The organism is Pseudomonas sp. HN11 (assembly GCF_021390155.1).
Classification (GTDB): Bacteria; Pseudomonadota; Gammaproteobacteria; order Pseudomonadales; family Pseudomonadaceae; genus Aquipseudomonas.
In genome coordinates, this window is the sequence record NZ_CP089985.1 from 1,094,495 (window position 1) to 1,112,026 (window position 17,532).

18 protein-coding genes are annotated in these 17,532 nt (G+C 60.8%); 9 read left to right on the top strand and 9 right to left on the bottom strand.

Annotated features, from left to right (window positions below; translation table 11 throughout):
* Positions 1-27 precede the first annotated feature (27 nt).
* The gene (locus LVW35_RS04960; protein ID WP_233894010.1) at positions 28-687 is read left to right on the top strand and encodes a FadR/GntR family transcriptional regulator; all 660 of its coding nucleotides are present in this window, start codon (positions 28-30) and stop codon (positions 685-687) included.
* The gene (locus tag LVW35_RS04965; protein ID WP_233894011.1) at positions 677-1,930 is read left to right on the top strand and encodes a CynX/NimT family MFS transporter; all 1,254 of its coding nucleotides are present in this window, start codon (positions 677-679) and stop codon (positions 1,928-1,930) included. Before LVW35_RS04960 ends, LVW35_RS04965 begins: the two co-directional genes overlap by 11 nt.
* Positions 1,931-1,933: 3 nt before the next feature.
* On the opposite strand, the gene LVW35_RS04970 is transcribed toward LVW35_RS04965, so the two are convergent.
* The 9 genes from LVW35_RS04970 to LVW35_RS05010 form a co-directional block, all read right to left on the bottom strand.
* Entirely contained in the window at positions 1,934-2,584 is a 651-nt protein-coding gene (locus LVW35_RS04970; RefSeq protein WP_233894012.1) for a DUF1120 domain-containing protein, read from the bottom strand.
* 10 nt (positions 2,585-2,594) lie between these two features.
* Positions 2,595-3,209: a DUF1120 domain-containing protein gene (locus tag LVW35_RS04975; RefSeq protein ID WP_233894014.1), complete on the bottom strand. Its 615-nt coding sequence runs from the start codon at positions 3,207-3,209 to the stop codon at positions 2,595-2,597.
* Between the two features lie 8 nt (positions 3,210-3,217).
* Complete coding sequence (locus LVW35_RS04980; RefSeq protein WP_442799665.1) at positions 3,218-4,345, bottom strand: DUF1120 domain-containing protein; 1,128 nt, start codon at positions 4,343-4,345, stop codon at positions 3,218-3,220.
* Between the two features lie 11 nt (positions 4,346-4,356).
* Positions 4,357-6,807 (bottom strand): fimbria/pilus outer membrane usher protein, encoded by a 2,451-nt coding sequence (locus tag LVW35_RS04985; protein ID WP_233894016.1) that lies wholly within the window; start codon positions 6,805-6,807, stop codon positions 4,357-4,359.
* A 93-nt stretch (positions 6,808-6,900) separates the two neighbouring features.
* A complete protein-coding gene (locus tag LVW35_RS04990) occupies positions 6,901-7,638 on the bottom strand; it encodes a fimbria/pilus chaperone family protein (protein WP_233894017.1) in 738 nt (245 codons plus the stop codon).
* Positions 7,639-7,640: 2 nt separating this feature from the next.
* The gene (locus LVW35_RS04995) at positions 7,641-8,270 is read right to left on the bottom strand and encodes a DUF1120 domain-containing protein (protein ID WP_233894018.1); all 630 of its coding nucleotides are present in this window, start codon (positions 8,268-8,270) and stop codon (positions 7,641-7,643) included.
* 79 nt (positions 8,271-8,349) lie between these two features.
* A complete protein-coding gene (locus LVW35_RS05000) occupies positions 8,350-8,973 on the bottom strand; it encodes a DUF1120 domain-containing protein (RefSeq protein ID WP_233894019.1) in 624 nt (207 codons plus the stop codon).
* Between the two features lie 33 nt (positions 8,974-9,006).
* Positions 9,007-9,630, bottom strand: coding sequence for a DUF1120 domain-containing protein (locus tag LVW35_RS05005; protein WP_233894020.1), 624 nt, complete (start codon positions 9,628-9,630; stop codon positions 9,007-9,009).
* A 38-nt stretch (positions 9,631-9,668) separates the two neighbouring features.
* A complete protein-coding gene (locus LVW35_RS05010; RefSeq protein WP_233894021.1) occupies positions 9,669-10,307 on the bottom strand; it encodes a DUF1120 domain-containing protein in 639 nt (212 codons plus the stop codon).
* Positions 10,308-10,713: 406 nt separating this feature from the next.
* On the opposite strand from LVW35_RS05010, the gene LVW35_RS05015 reads away from it, so the two are divergent.
* The 7 genes from LVW35_RS05015 to LVW35_RS05045 all read left to right on the top strand — a co-directional run bounded on the left by LVW35_RS05015 (position 10,714) and on the right by LVW35_RS05045 (position 17,511).
* The gene (locus LVW35_RS05015) at positions 10,714-11,538 is read left to right on the top strand and encodes a response regulator (RefSeq protein WP_233894022.1); all 825 of its coding nucleotides are present in this window, start codon (positions 10,714-10,716) and stop codon (positions 11,536-11,538) included.
* A gap of 200 nt (positions 11,539-11,738) precedes the next feature.
* On the top strand, positions 11,739-12,374 hold the full coding sequence (locus LVW35_RS05020) for a response regulator transcription factor (protein ID WP_233894024.1): 636 nt from the start codon (positions 11,739-11,741) through the stop codon (positions 12,372-12,374).
* Positions 12,375-12,584: 210 nt separating this feature from the next.
* Entirely contained in the window at positions 12,585-13,208 is a 624-nt protein-coding gene (locus LVW35_RS05025; protein WP_233894026.1) for a DUF1120 domain-containing protein, read from the top strand.
* Positions 13,209-13,465: 257 nt separating this feature from the next.
* Positions 13,466-14,098 carry a DUF1120 domain-containing protein gene (locus LVW35_RS05030; RefSeq protein ID WP_233894027.1) on the top strand — a complete coding sequence of 211 codons (633 nt, stop codon included), beginning with the start codon at positions 13,466-13,468 and terminating at the stop codon, positions 14,096-14,098.
* 107 nt (positions 14,099-14,205) lie between these two features.
* The gene (locus tag LVW35_RS05035) at positions 14,206-14,676 is read left to right on the top strand and encodes a nuclear transport factor 2 family protein (protein WP_233894028.1); all 471 of its coding nucleotides are present in this window, start codon (positions 14,206-14,208) and stop codon (positions 14,674-14,676) included.
* A 37-nt stretch (positions 14,677-14,713) separates the two neighbouring features.
* Positions 14,714-15,004, top strand: a complete 291-nt coding sequence (locus LVW35_RS05040; RefSeq protein ID WP_233894029.1) for a GIY-YIG nuclease family protein — start codon at positions 14,714-14,716, stop codon at positions 15,002-15,004.
* A gap of 83 nt (positions 15,005-15,087) precedes the next feature.
* Positions 15,088-17,511, top strand: coding sequence for a TonB-dependent siderophore receptor (locus tag LVW35_RS05045; RefSeq protein WP_233894030.1), 2,424 nt, complete (start codon positions 15,088-15,090; stop codon positions 17,509-17,511).
* Positions 17,512-17,532 lie beyond the last annotated feature (21 nt).

Genomic DNA, 17,532 nt, shown 5'->3' on the forward strand with positions numbered 1-17,532 from the left:
CTATGATTGGACGAAAGTGCAAACCCTATGACAGATATCGCCCCCCTTATCAAACGCTCCCTGGTGGACCAGGCTCTGGAGCAACTGCGCCTGCGCATCAGCCAGGGTGTGTGGGCCATCGGAGAGCGCCTGCCGACGGAGCCCGAGCTCTGCGCTGAGCTGGGCATCAGCCGCAATACCGTGCGTGAAGCCATGCGTGTGCTGGCGTTCTCCGGGTTGATAGAGATCCGTCAGGGCGACGGCAGCTATCTGCGTTCGATGACCGACCCGTTGGGCACGATGCGCGCCCTGTCCCATTGCACCTTGGAACAGGCGCAGGAGACGCGGCAGATCCTGGAAGTGGAGGCGATCAGCCTGGCAGCAATGCGCCGCACCGACGATGACCTCACAAAACTGCACGAAGCCCTCGACGTCAGCGCCGCGCTGTACCACGGTGACCTTGAGGCCTACATCAGCGCGGACCTGATCTTCCACAAACGCCTGGTAGACGCGGCTCACAACCCAGCATTGAGTGAGCTGTACCAATATTTCTCCGCCATCGTCGGCGCTCAGTTGCGCCAGACCCTCAATATTTCGCCCCGGCGCCAGGCGGTGTTTGACCTGCATACAGCCTTGCTGGATGCCGTTGAACATCAGGACCCGGAACGCGCCAAATCCCTCTGCCGGCAGTTGATCAATGAACCCTGAAAACAAACTCGAAGAGCTGTTGATCGACGCTGAAGCCGACGACGACGTGGTCCAGCACAGCCACCCGGTGGTGAGTCGCCCATGGCTGTTGCTGCTGGGCTTGGTACTGGTGGCGATGAACCTGCGCCCGGCGTTGTCGAGCCTGTCGCCGCTGCTCAGTGACGTCTCGCGCAGCCTGGGATTATCGGCAGCCAAGGCCGGCTTGCTGACCACCTTGCCTGTGTTGTGCCTGGGTTTGTTCGCGCCGCTGGCGCCGATCCTGGCCAGGCGCTTTGGTGCCGAGCGCGTTGTGTTGGGGATTCTGCTGACGCTGGCCGGCGGCATCAGCCTGCGCAGTTCGTTTGGCGAAACCGGGCTGTTCGTCGGCAGCCTGATTGCCGGTGCCAGTATCGGCATCATCGGGGTGTTGCTACCCGGCATCGTCAAGCGCGACTTCGCCAAGCAAGCTGGCACCATGACCGGCGTCTACACCATGGCGCTGTGCCTGGGCGCGGCGCTGGCGGCGGGAGCCACGGTGCCGTTGAGTCATTATTTCAATGACAGTTGGTCCCTCGGCCTGGGCTTCTGGATTGTGCCAGCGCTGCTGGCGGCGCTGTTCTGGTTGCCACAAGTCGGGCAGAAACATGGCGCCCATCAAGTCGCCTATCGGGTAAAGGGTCTGCTGCGTGACCCGCTGGCCTGGCAAGTCACCCTGTACATGGGGTTGCAATCGTCCCTGGCCTATATCGTATTTGGTTGGGTGCCTTCAATACTGATCAGCCGTGGTTTGAGTGCCACCGAAGCGGGCCTGGCGCTGTCTGGTTCGATCATTGTGCAACTGTTCAGCGCCCTTACCGCACCGTGGTTGGCGACCCGTGGCAAGGACCAGCGTCTGGCCATCGTAGTCGTGATGCTGCTGACCCTCGGCGGGCTGTTTGGCTGCCTGTTTGCACCGCTTGATGGGTTGTGGGGCTGGGCGATTTTGCTTGGCCTGGGCCAGGGCGGCACCTTCAGCCTGGCGCTGACATTGATCGTGCTGCGCTCGCGGAATTCTCATGTTGCGGCCAACCTGTCGAGCATGGCCCAGGGCATCGGCTACACCCTGGCCTCGATGGGACCACTGGCGGTGGGCGTACTGCATGACTGGACCGGCGGCTGGGGGGCCACCGGTTGGGTATTCGGCGTGATCGGCCTGGGTGCGATCATCACCGGGTACGGCGCCGGTCGTGCGTTGTACGTCAACGTCAGCAGCGAAAAAGTCTGAGGGCTACAGGTACACCACTTCCAGCGTGGCCGACCCATCCATCGCTGTCTCCACGCTCAGGTCCAGGTTCTGCTTGGCGTTGATCACCGCCTCCAGGGTCAGGGTGCTCGCCAGGTTTTGGATCGCCGAAGGCCCTGCGGTGCTGCCGGCCACATCGGTAAAGCCCAGCAGGCTGCGTGAACCGATGTCGATGGGATTAAGATTGGAGGTGCGCCAGGCCAGACCGCCGGTGGTGGACTCGGTGCCATAGGTCACGGGTAGGTCGTCGGCCACGGTTTGCTTGGGGTCGAACTTCACCGAGTACACCCCAATCTTATTGCCGGCGCTATCGAGGCCCAGGCCATAGTAGATCTCGCTGTTGACGTGGGCGGTGCCGTCGCGGTTATCGCGCATGCGCAGTGCGTAGCGACCGGGGGCATTGCAGTTAACAGTCAGGCTTAACGATTTGAGCGGTAGCCGGGTGCCCGTGGCCTGGTTTAGATCTTGTTGGGAGATCTTGCCAAAGTCGATCAAGCCGCCACCGGACAGCACCGGTGTGCAGGCCATGGGGGTGATCAAACCGCCGACGGTCAGTTCGACGGTGGAGGCGGCTTGGGCGGCTCCGATGTAGGCCAGCCACGCACAGGTCGCCAAAGGCATCAATAACGTTTTCATGATCAAGTTCCTACAGGTAGTGCATGGATAGGGTCACGGAACCGTCGATAGGGACTGCTTCAGTCAAAGGCAGCGTTTCACTTGGGGCGATAGTGGGTGTGATCAGCACGCCTGCTGTCACTTGCTGCACCGGTGCCGGGACTGTCGGATTTGGGGTCAGTGAAAATGCGGAGAGAAAATAATGGGACAGCACGCTCGTGGGCGCCCAGGTTGAAGGACCGCTGGAGCCTATGGGGTACATACTGACGCCGTCGGCCACGATCGAGTTGAGGTTCAGCCGCATGTAGCCCAACGGTATGCTTTCGTTGATCAGCCCCAGGCCGAAACGTACCGATCCCACCTCACCGCCGGAACCGAGGCGGTTATCCCTGGGCTCCAAGGCCAATAATGTCGGCGCATCGCAGGTGATCGACAATTGCAGGGTGTGCGTCGGCAACTGGGTGGGCTGATCGACGTTCAAGTCTCTGGCCGCAATTTTGCCCAAGTCGTATACGCCACCGCTGGACAGGCTGGGTTCGCACGCACTGGGAGTGATCAGCCCGGTGACGGTAAGGTCAATGCCGGAGGCTGCCTGGGCAACGTTGATCCAGGTAAAGACCGCGAGAGAGAGCAGCAAGGGTTTCATGAGGGGACCTATAAGTAGATGATTTCGAGGGTGCCTGAGCCGTCCAGCCGCACTTCATTGCCCAGGTCCAGCGAGTTCAGGGGCGCGACGACGGCCTCCAGGCTCAGCGTGGCGTTGAGGCTCTGAATCGCGTTGGGACCGCTGCTACTGCCGGAGGTGGCGCTGAAGCCCAGGTAGCGGTTGGCACCGACTGCCGCGATGCGCGCGCTGGCATTACTCCAGGGCAGGCCGCCGGTCGTGGAGTCTGTGGAAAAAACCTGGCCGAAGCTGTCGGCCGTGATCCGGGTCGGATCGAACAGCAGCCGGTAGCGACCAATTTTCTGCTGGCGGGCATCCAGGCCCAGCCCGTAGGTACTTTCATCGGCGACACCGGTGGCCGAGCCCTGGCGGTTGTCCTGCATGCGCACGGCGAATGCGGTCGGCCCATCGCAGGTGACACTGAGGGAGAGCGGCCTTGGCGTCAGGGCGGTGTCCTTGTCCAGGTTCAAGTCGCTGACCGACAGCTTGCCCAGTTCCACATGGCCGCCATTGGACAGGGTGGGCGTACAGGCAGCAGGCGCAAACCGTGCTTCTAGACGTAGCTCCCGCGAGCGCCCGGCGGCTAAGGCGTCGAATAACCCGGCGGTGTCCCAGGTTACGGCGTCGCGCACCTGTGTGGCCGCTTCGCTGGCCCAGGCGCTGGCGTCTATCTGCAATGACAAGTTGCGCCCTGTCACCACGACACCACCACGCATCGGCACGATGCCATGGTCCGGTCGCCAGAGCAGTTGCGCGCCGCTGGTGGAGGGCGCCTGGCCCTGGCCCGCAATCTGGCCGAGCTCCACTGCCTGGCCGTCCAGCACCGCATCGTTGACCCGTAAACTGTACGTGCCGTGCTCGGTAAAGCGGAACCGCTCGGGCCCCGCGCCAGGCCCGCGATAGAACAGGCTCAGGTCGGTGGGGTGCGGGCAGTTCAGTGTGAGGCTGATCCGCCGCTCTCCCAGCAATCGCTCCGCCGCCGGGATCACGGCCGTGGCGCGGTTCATCAGGCCGAAGTCCAGCTGTGTCTGGCTGAGGTTGAGCTGGCATTCGTCTGCGCCCCAGGCACCGGCACACAGCAGAACGCCCAAGGGATACAGCAGGTATTGGAAACCCATGGTGAAAGACCTCATGACGGGCGGCACCGGGCGGGTGCGGTTTCGAAATACACCTCGGGGTCGGCGTCTTCCGGTAGCTGGAACTCCAGGCGGCAGCGGGGTTGTCCAGGCGCCTTGACCCAGAGCGGACGCGGGTCAAGCACATCGGGCAGGAACACCTGGCTGCCTTCCTGCACCAAGGTGACGAATTCACCCTCGGCGGTACTGACGGTGGCGCCCCGTGGCAACGGCTGGCCGTTGTCGGTGGTGACATTGAGCAACGCACGGCGGGTGAGTGCCACGCCAAATTGCACCTTGTCCACCGCCCCTCGCCCGGCGGCGATGACGGCCAGGCCGTTATGGATATCGGCATTGCGCGGTAGCGAGCGGGTCTGCACTTCCACCGGGCTGCGGCCATAGGCGCTGACCTGCGGCACCACGGCCTGGCCTTGCCAATCGGTCCAGACCGGACCGCTGGGGGTGCTGACCTTGACGCCGGCCATCTGGCCCACCGACATCACGGCGAAGGTGTCTCGCACCGGGTAGGGTGAAAAGGTCACGCCGTCGCCATGCACCACCACACCGCCACGGACGCCGCCTTGGTAGCTGGAGCGTTCGTCGTCGGATCGGGTGTAGTTGAAGTCCAACTGGCTGTACCAGGGCAACGCCGATACGCCTACCGACGATTCCACCTCGCGGTTACGGCTGTCGCGCTCCACGCCCACCCGATAACTGAGTTGGTCGTTGAGTTGTTCACTCACCCCCACGCCAAGGCGATGCTCACCGCCGGTGCGGCGAGCCCAGGCACGACCCCTACGGCTTTCGCCCAACGGCACACTCAGGTTCAGGTAGACACTGTTGTCGTTCTGCTGGCGACCGCCCACCTGCCATTCGGCGCTGGCCGACACGGACACCCGGCCAAAGCTGGTACCCCAGGAGGCCAGCGCACGGCTGCTGCTCTCTGCGTTGTACGACGCGGTCCGCGAGACACCTGCACTGAACGCTCCCAAGGTCGGATGCGCCCAGGACGCGGTAAAGCTTTGCTGATCACGGTAACGTGAGCGCTGCTGGTCACGGTTGTTGCCGACGTAGGTGGAGTCTTCCAGGTCGCGATAGCCCTGGGAGCGCCAGGAGGCGGCGGTACTCACCGACCAACTGTCGCTCAGGCGCTGAGACCAGGACAGGTCGCTCTGCACCCCGCGGTCACGCCCTTCACGGCTGGCCTCGGCGGCCTGGGTGGTGAACTGCAATTGGCTGTCCTGCCAGGGAAGCCAACCCAGATTCACGCCAATGGCACGATACGCATCGGCCATTAGCACGCCACCGCCCACGCTGACTTGCGGGTGCACCGTGCCGCTCCAGCCGGCACTGACCACCCAGGGTTCCTTGCCGCCGCTGTCGCCGATCTGGCGTACACGGCCGGCTGCCACCGAATAGCCCGACGCCGGCAAGCCCAGGCCGAGCATGCCGGCGGGCACGATGAAGCGGCGCTCCTCGCCGGTCGTTTCCTTGACCGTGACTTCCACGTCGGAGCGGCTGTTCAAGCGTCGCACATCGGTCAGGGCGAATGGGCCGGCGGGTACCACGGTCGAGTGGATCAGTGCGCCGTTCTGGCGTACCTCTACCTGCGCTGGGCTGTTGGCGATACCGGTGATGGTTGCCCCCTGGTTCTGGTCCTGCAGCGCCGTTTCGGTCAGTACCTGGGCGCCGGTGATCTGCGTACCTGCCAGCACCGGGTTGTAGAGGCTGATCTGACCCGCCTGCAACACCGCCTGCTGCTCGGCGAAAGTGCGTTGGGCGTAAGCGTCCAGGTGAGTGGTGCGCGATCGGCTGTCCTGCCAGGTCTTCACCTGGCGGCTGCGCACGATCCAATCCCCGGCGTTGAAACCCACTTCGGTGTTGGCCGAGCCGAAGCGGCTGGTGTCGTCGCCGAACTCGTTGTACAGCCCCGTCAGGTCATAATTGAGCAGGCCGGCGAAGCCACCGGTCTGGTAGCCGGAAATATCCTGTTGCGCGGGGCGCAGGGCGTCGGTCGGTACCACCAGCGCCAGGCTCAGGCTGGCGGTGTCTTGCTCGATCACGGTCTGTGGAAAACGCTCGGTGAAGCGATGGCAGGCAGGGTTGCCGTCGTCATCGGGCACGATCAGGTTGGCGGCATCCAGCAGTACCCGGTTGAAACACAGCCCACCTTGTTGCTCGAACGTCACATCCACCCGGCCACGCCGCTGGCCATTGACGCTCAGATTGACGGCGTGCCGGCCTGCGGCAAAACGCGGCGCCTCCAGCAGCAGGTTGGCCAGTTCCGGATCGATACCGCGCCGGGACAGGGTTTGGGGGTCGAATGAACCGGCGATCAGGTCGCCGTTGGCCAGCGCCTGTCCCGTGGGCAGCGCACTGCCCAACGCCAGGGCCAATCCCGCCAGAATAAAAGGTGTCGGGCGTGGTGAAACGCCAGGCACGGCGCCGCCGTCGCGGTCAGTCATTGCTGTGCTCACAAGGTCATACTCAACTGTTGGCGGCCCGCTGAATCTGTCGTTCAGTCGAGCCTTTTGGCAGCCTTGGCAGGCCGCTCTTTTTTATAGGCTGATCGGTGCTTCGTAGGGCGCCACGGCAAAGCCGTACACCGTGGCCGGCTGTAGCTGCACACGGCTTGCACCGCCGCCGCTGGCGGTCACCTTCAGGGTTTCACCGGGCAGTACGTAGGTGCGAGGCAGCAACGCCGAACCGCCACTCGGCAATAGCTTCAATTCCTGGGCCAGGCGGACTACGTAGGGCGTCGGATTGCTCACGCTCAGTTGGTCGCTGCTCAAGCGCCACTGCAGTCCGGTCCAGGGCGTGCGGTTGGGGGCCAAGCCTTTGGGGTGCAGAATCACAGGCAGGTTCTGGCGCACGGTGACGCCCACCCGCGCATGTCCGGCCTGGGCGGCGGAGCGCCCTTGGGGCATGCCTTCGAAGATCACCCGTTTCAAGCGCTGGGTGGTCAGAGGCTCGGACGATTGCAAGATGAAACGGATCAATTGGCTCTTGGCCGGCTCGACCCGTGCCAAAGGAGGCGTGACGAACAGCAGCGAGGCCTTGTCCTCGGGAATATCTTCCAGGGTGACGTGCAGCAAGGCCAGTTTTCCGTCGGTGTTGGTGACCGTCACCGAGGCTTCGCCATCGGCCTCGTTAACGATCACCACCGAGGTGTCGGGTACCATGCCATCGGCGAGTACCAACGCAGGCGTGCCTGATGCCAGGGCGAGTGCGCCGAGATAAAGGCCGGCATAACGCAGGTACGTGAACAGTCGTGTAAAAAAGGGCAGGGGAGTCATGGCTACAGATACCTCAGGTCAAGCACGATGGAGCCGTCCAGAGGCACCTCCTGCTTGAGGGTCAGATAGGCGGCGGCGTTGATGGACGTGTTGACTTGCAATGTGGCGGTGAGCAGCCGGTGTGGCTCCGGCACCAGCGTGCCGGGGGGAGCAAAGCCCATGTAATTGTTCGGGTAGGCGTTGGTTTCCGGAAACCAGGTCAGGCCCTGGTTGCTGGACGCCAGCACCAGCACGCGCTCGCCATCCCCCATCACCTCGCGAAACGTCAGGGACACCGTGCCCAGTCGTTCGGTGGGGGCATGGATGTTGGTGCCAAGGCCGTAGTAGAAACCCGGCCCCAGCGATGAGTCTGCGCGGTTGTCTATGCCGACCAGCACGAACAGCACCGGCTCGTTGCAACTCACTGACAGGTCCAGAACCTGGGTTGGTAGGGCGCTGTACTCGTATTGATTGAGACTGCGCGCCGGCACCATGCCGTGGTCGACAATGCCATCGGCCGACAAACTGGGGGAACAAGCACTGGGCGTGATCATCCCCGTGACGTTCAGTTCGGTACTGGAGGCGGCCAGTACCGACGAGCCGACACCGAGCAGATAAAACAGGGCAAGAAGGCGTGAAGGGACGTACTTCATGGAGGAGGTTCACCGGTTGCCTGGTTCAGAGGGCAGGGCGCCGCAACGGCAGGAGGGGGACCGTCGCGCGCTTCAGGAGTTACAGGTAACGCACGGTGACGGTCACCGAGCCGTCGATGGCAGCTTCGTTGGTCAGGGTCAAGCCACTGGCTGGGGCGATCTTGGCGCCTACACGCATTTGCGAGGTAAGCACCTGAACCGGAATCGGTGCATCGGCACTGGTATCGGCGACCGAGATCAGGTTTTCGGGCATCAGGTAGCGCTCAGTGAACCAGGTGACACCGCCGTCCTCGGAACCAATGGCCTTGACCGCCACGCCATCGGCCACTGGTGAGAGCAATCGCAAGGTCATGGCGCCGAGTTTTTCGCTGTCGTTGATCAAGCCCAGGCCGAACTCCATCATGTCGTTGCCGTGGTTCGATCCTGCCCGGTTGTCGTCGGCGTCAAGGGCAATCAGGGTTGCCGCGTCGCACGTGACGGTGAGTTGCAGGGACTGTTCGGCAAGATAGGTTACCTGGTCGAGGTTCAGGTCCTTGGCCGAGATCTTGCCGTAGTCCACAGTCCCGCCGTTGGACAGGGCCGGTGTGCAGGCGCTTGGGGTGATCAGGCCCTTGACCGTCAGGTCGACGCTGGAGGCGGCAAACGCAGGGGCACTACTGGCGACCAGCAGGGCGACGGCGATGGATTTGAGTGCGGTGTTCATAATGAGGCTCCAAGTAGAGATTAAGAAAAAGGGTTACCAGTACTTGATTTGCAGCGTGGCCTGGCCATCAATGGGCACTTCGTCGAGCAAGGTCAGATCGCTGGCGGGCACGATCACGGTGAAGGCTCGCAGACGTGCGCTGAGGGTTTGCAGGGCCATCGGTGTGTTGGGGCCTGCGGGCGGGGCAAACGAGGTCAAGGCCGCGTGTCCCAGGTACGAAGACGGCTGCCAGCTGGCGCCGCCGTCCCGGGACTGGATGGTCTGGACTGGCGCGCTGTCGGCCACCGGATCGAACACGCCGAAGGCCACGCTGCCGAGTTTCTGGTCATCGTTGACCATGCCCAGGCCATGGTGCGCAGGGTTGATCGCCGAGCTGCCGGCGCGGTTGTCCACGGTGGTCAAGGTGAAAAAGGTAGCGCCCTCACACTGCACCTGCAGTTGCATTTCCCCGGCTTGCAGGCTGGTAGGGAACTCCGGGTGCAGGTCCTTGGCCGTCAACTTGCCGTGGTCGATCACGCCCCCGTCGGAGAGCGCGGGCGTGCACGAGGCCGGCGTGATAATCCCGGTGACGCTCAAATCCGTATTGCTCGCGGCAAAGGCGCCCGTTGTGGAGGCCGCCATCAGGATGGCAAAGGTGGCTGAGGTGGTTCTTTGCATGTGCACGAATCCTTGTGAAAGTGTCGAAGCGCAGAGGGTCAGAGGTACAGCACTTCCAATGTGGCGCTGCCATCCAGAGGCACTTCTTCGATCAGTGTCAGGCCGCTGGTGGGGGCGATACTTGCGGTGATCGGCAGGTCGGCCGTTACGCTGAGCAGAGCCTTTGGCATAAAGGGGGCCCCGCTGGACGGATCCCCGAACGCAACCCAGGCGCCCGGTTCGAAGTAGGTACCGGTGGGGTTGCTGATCCACGTCGCGCCTTTATCCGCGGAGAACAGGGGCGAGACCGTCGTGTCGGCGACCGGGTTGAACACATCAATCTGATAGCTCCCCAGTTTCTGGTCGCCATTGATCAGGCCCAGGCCATAGTTGCGTGGATGAACGTAGTTGGACGAACCCTGGCGGTTGTCTTGAGTATGCAAGGCGAACAGGGTCGGGGCGTCACAGTTCACATTGAGCTGAAGGGTGACAGTGGGTAGCTCGGTGGGGTTGTCGACGTTCAGGTCTGTTGCTGCGATTTTTCCGTAGTCCACTGCTCCGCCCTGGGACAGACTGGGTGTGCACGCACTGGGTGTGATGCTGCCTGTGACGCTCAAGTCCACGCTGCTGGCGGCCAGTACGCAAGACGTGGTACCGAGCAGTGTAAAAGCCACCAGGGTGGCGATCGACGCTTTCATTGAATGGGGCTCCTAGGCATAGAACAAGGGATACGGGGGACGCTCTGGCAGTGCGCTGACGGGGCGGGCAGTTGTTGCAGGACCTCTTCGCGCCTTCTTGGGCTGAGCGACGGCGACTTTAGCGACAGCGCCTGTGCGGGTGAATGCAACAATTACGATAGTGTTCGTCGCGCTGTTAAGACCCAGAAAGTCGCTCTGTGCTTGTAGGAAAACCTGCTTTGTCGTAGTTGTTGTATCGCTCCTTAAAACGCATTCGGATACTTTTCGCGCCTTTCAATCACCGCTATGCAGTTATTTGGCTGGCAGTGCAGGCCCTTGCGCGAAAAAATCGAGTGAGGTCGACCGACAGGTCGGCAATCGTTGTCCCGGCTGGGTTGACGCGCTGATCATTCAGCACGAGGTAGCTATGCAGGACTCCACTGCAGGCTGTAGTCCACGACGCTCGCACCCGGCGCCGTCCGTACCCTTCCACTGGCAGCAGGTTCGTGTGTTGCTGGCAGATGACCATCGCGCCTATCGCTTGTTGATAGGTTCGTTCCTGCGCACGCTGGGGCTGGCGCACGAGTCCGTCAACGATGGGCAAGCGGCGCTTGAAGCCATGGCGGCCAAGCCTTTTCATCTGGTGATCAGTGACTGTCGCATGCCCAGGATGGACGGCTACGCCATGACGCGCGAACTGCGTCGGCGCGAAACCGAGGCGGGAAGCGCGCGGATACCGGTTATCGCCCTGACGGCGGGTCTGGACCTTGCGCAAATACAGCGTTGCGTGGCGTGTGGCATGGATGACTGGATGCTTAAACCCATCACCCTGGAGCAGTTGCGCGACGTGCTGCTGTATTGGTTGCCTGGGGCTGCCTCTGGTACGCGGCAGGCACGACCCCCTACGAATGTCACACGCATGCATAGCCGATTTCCCACACGCGCCAGTCTTATCGCCACGTTTGGTTTTTGGGAGGCGGTCGAGCCGCTGTTGTTCAGCCTGATCCAGGAAGCCCACGATGACCTGATGGCACTTGAACAGGCGCGCAACGGCCTGGACGTGCGCTCGACCTGTGAGCGTTTGCACCGGTTGGTCGGTAGCGTGGCGTTTTTGGGAGATACGGGATTGGAGCAGCGCGCTATAGAGCTCATCACGCGCGTCCAGCATACCGGGATTGCCGCGAACAAATCATTGCTCGATCAACTTGTGAAAGAGATTGAGCGGTATTTGTCGTACTTGTCCTCACTATAATTTCTTACATGAAGCTGCAAGAAGTTTCCCCTCTGTAATGTAAGACATTTCTGTAGGTCTGATCTTTTTATCGTGTGGGTATAAATCCTCCTTGCATAAATAAAGGCGCAGGGCGCCAAACCGCGCCATGAACACCGGTTGTTGTAGCAGGCCTGCCGATGTATTTTGCAAATACTCAAATTGCCATCATGGAAAATACAATGTTTCGGATAATTATTGCCGACGATCACCCCATTGTTCGTGTTGGACAAAAGGTAGTCATTGAAGCCAGTGGTACATGCAAAGTCGTGGGGGAAGCCAATGGTCCCGATCAACTTCTGACATTGGTGGCGACTACGCCGTGCGACGTGATCGTTACCGATTTCGCTATGCCCGGTGACCAGCAGGCCGACGGTTATGGTTTGCTCGGACTGTTGCAGCGCCAGTACCCGACACTGCCGGTCATCCTGGTGACCATGTTTGCCAACGTGGCAACGCTGCGGTCCGCGTTCAGCCATGGCGCCAAGGCGATTGTGGCCAAGAGCGCATCGGCGCGGGAGTTGCCATTGGCGTTGAAGGCGGTGGTCAATGGGCGAACCTTTGTCAGTGAATGCCTGCGCACGCAAATGGATATGGCTGGAAACAGCCGTAGCGAAGAGACGCCGCAATTGTCCGGCAAGGAGCGTGAAGTGGTACGTATGTTGGCCAGCGGCATGACCGTCAGCCAAATTGCCGCTCAGGTCAATCGCAGTATTTCCACCATCAGTAAACAGAAGAGCACGGCAATGTTGCGTCTGTGTATTTCCACTGACGTTGATTTATATGCCTATGCTCGGGAAAGCGGCATGGTGCCCTAAGTGCGACACGCTATTCATTGAGTTGAGAGTAGTCGGCGCGATGATTCGTATAATTTGTATTTAGTGATTGTCATAACAGCATTAGTTTAATCGAATGCAGTGACCTTGAGTGTCGGCTGCATAATGCGTTGTTTCCGATAATAACGAGACGCTCGTGACTGAGCGCCTTGCGCTGCCTATCGTTTTCCCATTCCAGAGTGAGTATTACTGATGAAGCACTTATTGAGCGCGCTGGCCGCGATGGTTTTGGTCGGCATTTCCAACGGGCAGGCCGCCTCCAGCGTCGATTTAAGCGTGCGGGGTGTTATCACCCCTGCCGCTTGTACGCCGACCCTGTCCGGGGGCGGTCTGGTGGACTACGGGAAAATATCGGCGGGGGATCTGGCGGCCACAGGCAGCACCCGATTGCCGCCGGCCAGGCTACAACTTACGGTGAACTGTGAGGCCGTGACGATCATGGCGGTCAATGTGTTGGATAACCGTGCCGGAACTTCCTTGGCGTCGGTTTTCGGTTTGGGTCTTGCGCCAGGTGGCAAGCGAATCGGCTCGTACTACCTGTTGACGGAGAACGCCACTGGCGATGGGATTGCCCGTGCCATGATCGAATCCTCCGCACATTCAAATGGCTGGATGCCGGCGGACGGGATGCAGTGGCAGGCAAACTGGATGCGAACGCTCAATGGCGGTTCGGATTCGTCACCATTCCCGTTACCCGTTCAGGTTTTGCAGACCGAAGTCGTCGTCATGGCATCGATCAATGACAAAAGTACATTGCCGATTACCCAAGAAATTCAACTGGACGGCAATGCGACGTTGGATATTGTTTATTTGTGACAAGGCGCCCTCAACACCGAACGGTAGATGGAATTTAAACTTTACATGACACTTTTATTGCGAACTAATTTGCTGATTCGTAATACTTGTATTTAATGGGGTGGGTGGGCGTCTTATAATTAGTTAATACTTCGGTATTCCCCGGCTGAAGTATTGCACTCTAGTCCTTATAATCGAGTTGGCCGGCAATCAGCCGTTTCGCGTCACCGTACGCGCGCCGCTTTAGTTTCGGTCCTGCTCTCAGCGTGAGTTTTATAATGAAGTATTCTCTGACTGTCCTGGCAGCTGCCCTGACACTGTCTGGCGTTTCTACAACGTTTGCGGCGTCCAGTGTTGATCTGACTGTAAAAGGTCTTATAACGCCCTCTGCCTGTACACCTACGTTGTCTGGCGGAGGAATCGTGGACCATGGCAAGATTGCGGTCCAAGACCTTCATCCGAGCCTGGAGACAAAACTGCCCGATGTCACCGTACAGCTGACCATCGATTGCGAAGCGTCGACCCTTGTCGCCATTAAGAGCACGGACAATCGTGCGGGCACTTCTTCGCAATGGGGAGGAGGTAGCTCTACGTTTGGCCTGGGTCTGGCCGCTGGCAAGAAAGTCGGCTGGTATGCCCTGACCATGATCAATGCAACGGCGGACGATACGCCGCGTACGGTGATTGAGTCCGTTGATGGCAGCACGTGGTTCGATGCGCCTGCCGGGACGATTTGGCAGCCGGACTGGATGCGCAGCCTGGCGTCCGGCGCGGAGCTCAATCCGGTGCCGATGCAACGTTTCAGATCCGATGTCGTGATTTCAACCGTGCTGAACTACAAGCGCGAGCTACCCCTCACCGAGGAGTTCGCGATCGACGGTAACGCCACCCTGGATGTGGTCTACCTGTAACCCGCTGCGCGTGAGCATCACTTATTCGGCAGGCGAATGACCATGGCTTTCCCCGTGCAGGCGGATTATTGTGCTGCACACCTGCCGATTCCGATGGAACCTCGCCTATGAGTGATGCCCACACCGCCCTGATCACCGGATTCTACCAAGCATTCCAACGCCTGGACGCCGAAGCCATGGCCGCCTGTTATACCGATGACGTGGTGTTCAGCGACTCGGCCTTCGGCGAACTGCGGGGGCGCGATGCCGGTGATATGTGGCGCATGCTCACCACCCGCGCCAAAGACTTTTCCCTCACCTTCGACAATGTACGCAGTGATGATCGCAACGGCAGTGCGCATTGGGTGGCGACTTACCTGTTCAGCGCCACCGGCAATACCGTGATCAACGATATCCAGGCACGCTTTGTGTTTCGCGATGGCAAGATCTGCGAGCATTACGACAGCTTTGACCTATGGCGTTGGTCACGGCAGGCGCTGGGTCTCAAAGGCCTGCTGCTGGGTTGGACGCCGTTGGTGAAAAACGCCGTGCGTGCCCAAGCGTTGCGCGGTTTGAAGGCATTTCAAGCCGGGCGCTGATAAGCTGGGTGCTCTTCTGGTTTTGCCGACGCTTCCCGTGACTGATCTTTCTGAACCCAAACCCTGGTTCGTCTACCTGGTGCGCGCAGCCAATGGTTCGCTGTATTGCGGCATCAGCAATGATCCGGTGCGCCGGTTTGCCACTCACCAGCGTGGCAAGGGCGCACGGTTTTTCCTTTCCAGCCCGGCGGTGGCACTGGTGTACACCGAGCAATGCGCGAGCAAAGGCGAGGCCCTGCGCCAGGAGCGGCTGATCAAGAAGCTCAAAAAGCGCGCGAAAGAGTGTCTGGCGGCGAGTGGTTCAACATTATTTCTCAAAGAAGGATGAGGTAAAACCACTGCTCATCCGTGTAATGCTTGAAACTGCGATCAATTCGCATTAACAGCGTTTTTTACACGGGTTCTCACAGCATGAAGTCGACGGCGGGCGGTTGGATTAAACAGTGGCTGGGAGCCTCGGTATGGATGGTGTCTGGGCTGGCGTTTCTGCCCTTGAGCGTGGTCAAGGCGCAAGAGCAGCAGAGCGCCCAGTTCAACTTCGCCCTGGCGGCCAAACCGCTGCCCCAGGCCTTGAGCGACTTCAGCCGGGTCACCGGGATCAGTGTGATCTACACCGACGAAGCGCCTTACGGTCTCAAGGCCCCAGTCGTCAGCGGGCAAATGAGTGCGACTCAGGCACTGCAACGCTTGCTGAGCAACACCGGCTTCACCTTCCGTCAGATTGACGCACGCACCTTGGTCCTGGAACCGACGCCGACCGAAGGCGCGGTCAACCTCGGCACCACCACCATCAGTGGCATTGGCCAGCAAGTCCAAGACAGTACCAGCTACCAGCCGCCGCCCGTCAGTTCGGTGACGCGCTCCCACGCGTTGCTGCTGGAAACCCCGCAAACCGTCAATGTTGTTCCCGCCCAAGTACTGCGCGATCAGACCCCCCGTAATCTGGATGACGCCCTGGCCAACATCAGCGGCATCACCCAGGCCAATACACTGGCCAGCACCCAGGACGCCGTGATGCTGCGCGGTTTCGGCGACAACCGTAACGGTTCGATCATGCGCGACGGCATGCCTATCGTGCAGGGGCGCGCTTTGAATGCCACGGCCGAGCGCGTCGAAGTGCTCAAGGGCCCGTCGTCTCTGCTGTACGGCATTCAGGATCCGGGCGGCGTGGTGAACATCGTCAGCAAAAAGCCTGAGTGGGTGCAGTCCACCGCCCTGACCGTACGCGGCTCCACCTTCGGCGACGGCAAGAACGGCAGCGGCGGCAGCCTCGACACCACCGGCCCGATTGGCGACAGCGGCTTGGCCTACCGGCTGATCGTCGACCATGAAGACGAAGACTACTGGCGTAACTTCGGTACTCACCGTGAGAGCCTGATCGCACCGTCCCTGGCCTGGTATGGCGACAGTACCCAATTGCTGTTTGCCTACGAACACCGCGAATTTCTCACGCCTTTCGATCGTGGTACGGCCATCGACCCCCAAACCAATCATCCGCTGGATATCCCCGCAACGCGGCGTCTGGACGAACCCTTCAACAACATGGAGGGCCGTTCCGACCTGTACCGCTTCGAAGCCGATCATGACCTGAACGATGACTGGAAAGCCCATTTCGGCTACAGCTGGAACCGCGAGACCTACGACGCCAGCCAGGTGCGCGTCAGCGCGGTGAACACCAACGGCACCCTGACCCGCAAGATGGATGGCACCAAAGGCGCGATCACCACGGATCGCTTCGCCACGGCGAGCCTGGAAGGCAAGGTCAATGTGTTCGGCTTGCAGCATGATCTGGTGTTCGGCCTGGATGACGAATACCGCAAGATCTACCGCGCCGACCTGATCCGCCAGAACTCGCGTGGCACCTTCAACTACAACAATCCGGTGTACGGCAACGAAGTGGCGGGCACTACCGTCAGCCCTGCCGACAGTGCCCAGACCGACTTGCTGCGCAGCGATTCGTTGTTCTTCCAGGACGCCATCCACCTGAACGAACAGTGGATTTTTGTCGCCGGCGCGCGCTACCAGATGTATGACCAATACGCCGGCAAAGGCGTACCGTTCAAGGCCAATACCAATGGCAACGGCCAGGCCTGGGTGCCGCGTGCGGGCCTGGTGTATCGTTACACCGATGAATTGTCGTTCTACGGCAGCTACACCGAATCGTTCAAGCCCAACTCCACCATCGCCGCCTTGGCCGATGGCAGCACCTTGACCGGCGACCTCACGCCCGAAGAAGCCAAGTCCTGGGAACTGGGGGCCAAGCTCGACATTCCGGGACGCATCACCGCCAGCGCGGCGCTGTTCACTATCGACAAGCGCAACGTGCTGGTCTCCGTCGGCTCCGGCGCGAATACCGTCTACAGCATTGCCGGCCAGGTGCGCTCCCGTGGCCTGGAACTCGACGCCACCGGACAGCTGACCGACAAGGTCAGCCTGATCGGCAGCTATGCCTACACCGATGCGCTGGACATCAAGGACAAGGACCCGACCCTCGAAGGCAACCGTCTGCAAAACGTCGCCAAGCACACCGGCTCGCTGGCGGTGGCCTATGATTTCGGCAATATTTTTGGTGGTGACCAGTTGCGAGTGGGCACTGGTGCACGTTATGTCGGTGAACGCGCAGGCGATGCGGCCAACGATTTCACCTTGCCGGGTTACACCGTGGCGGATGCGTTCGCCACCTACGACACCAAGATCGACGGGCAAAAGGTCAAGTTCCAGCTCAACGTGAAGAACCTGTTCGACCGCGTCTACTACACCTCGGCGGCCAGCCGCTTGTTTGTGTCCATGGGCGATGCGCGCCAGGTGTCGGTGTCCAGTACCCTGGAGTTCTAAAGGGTTTGTGGTAGCGTTGCC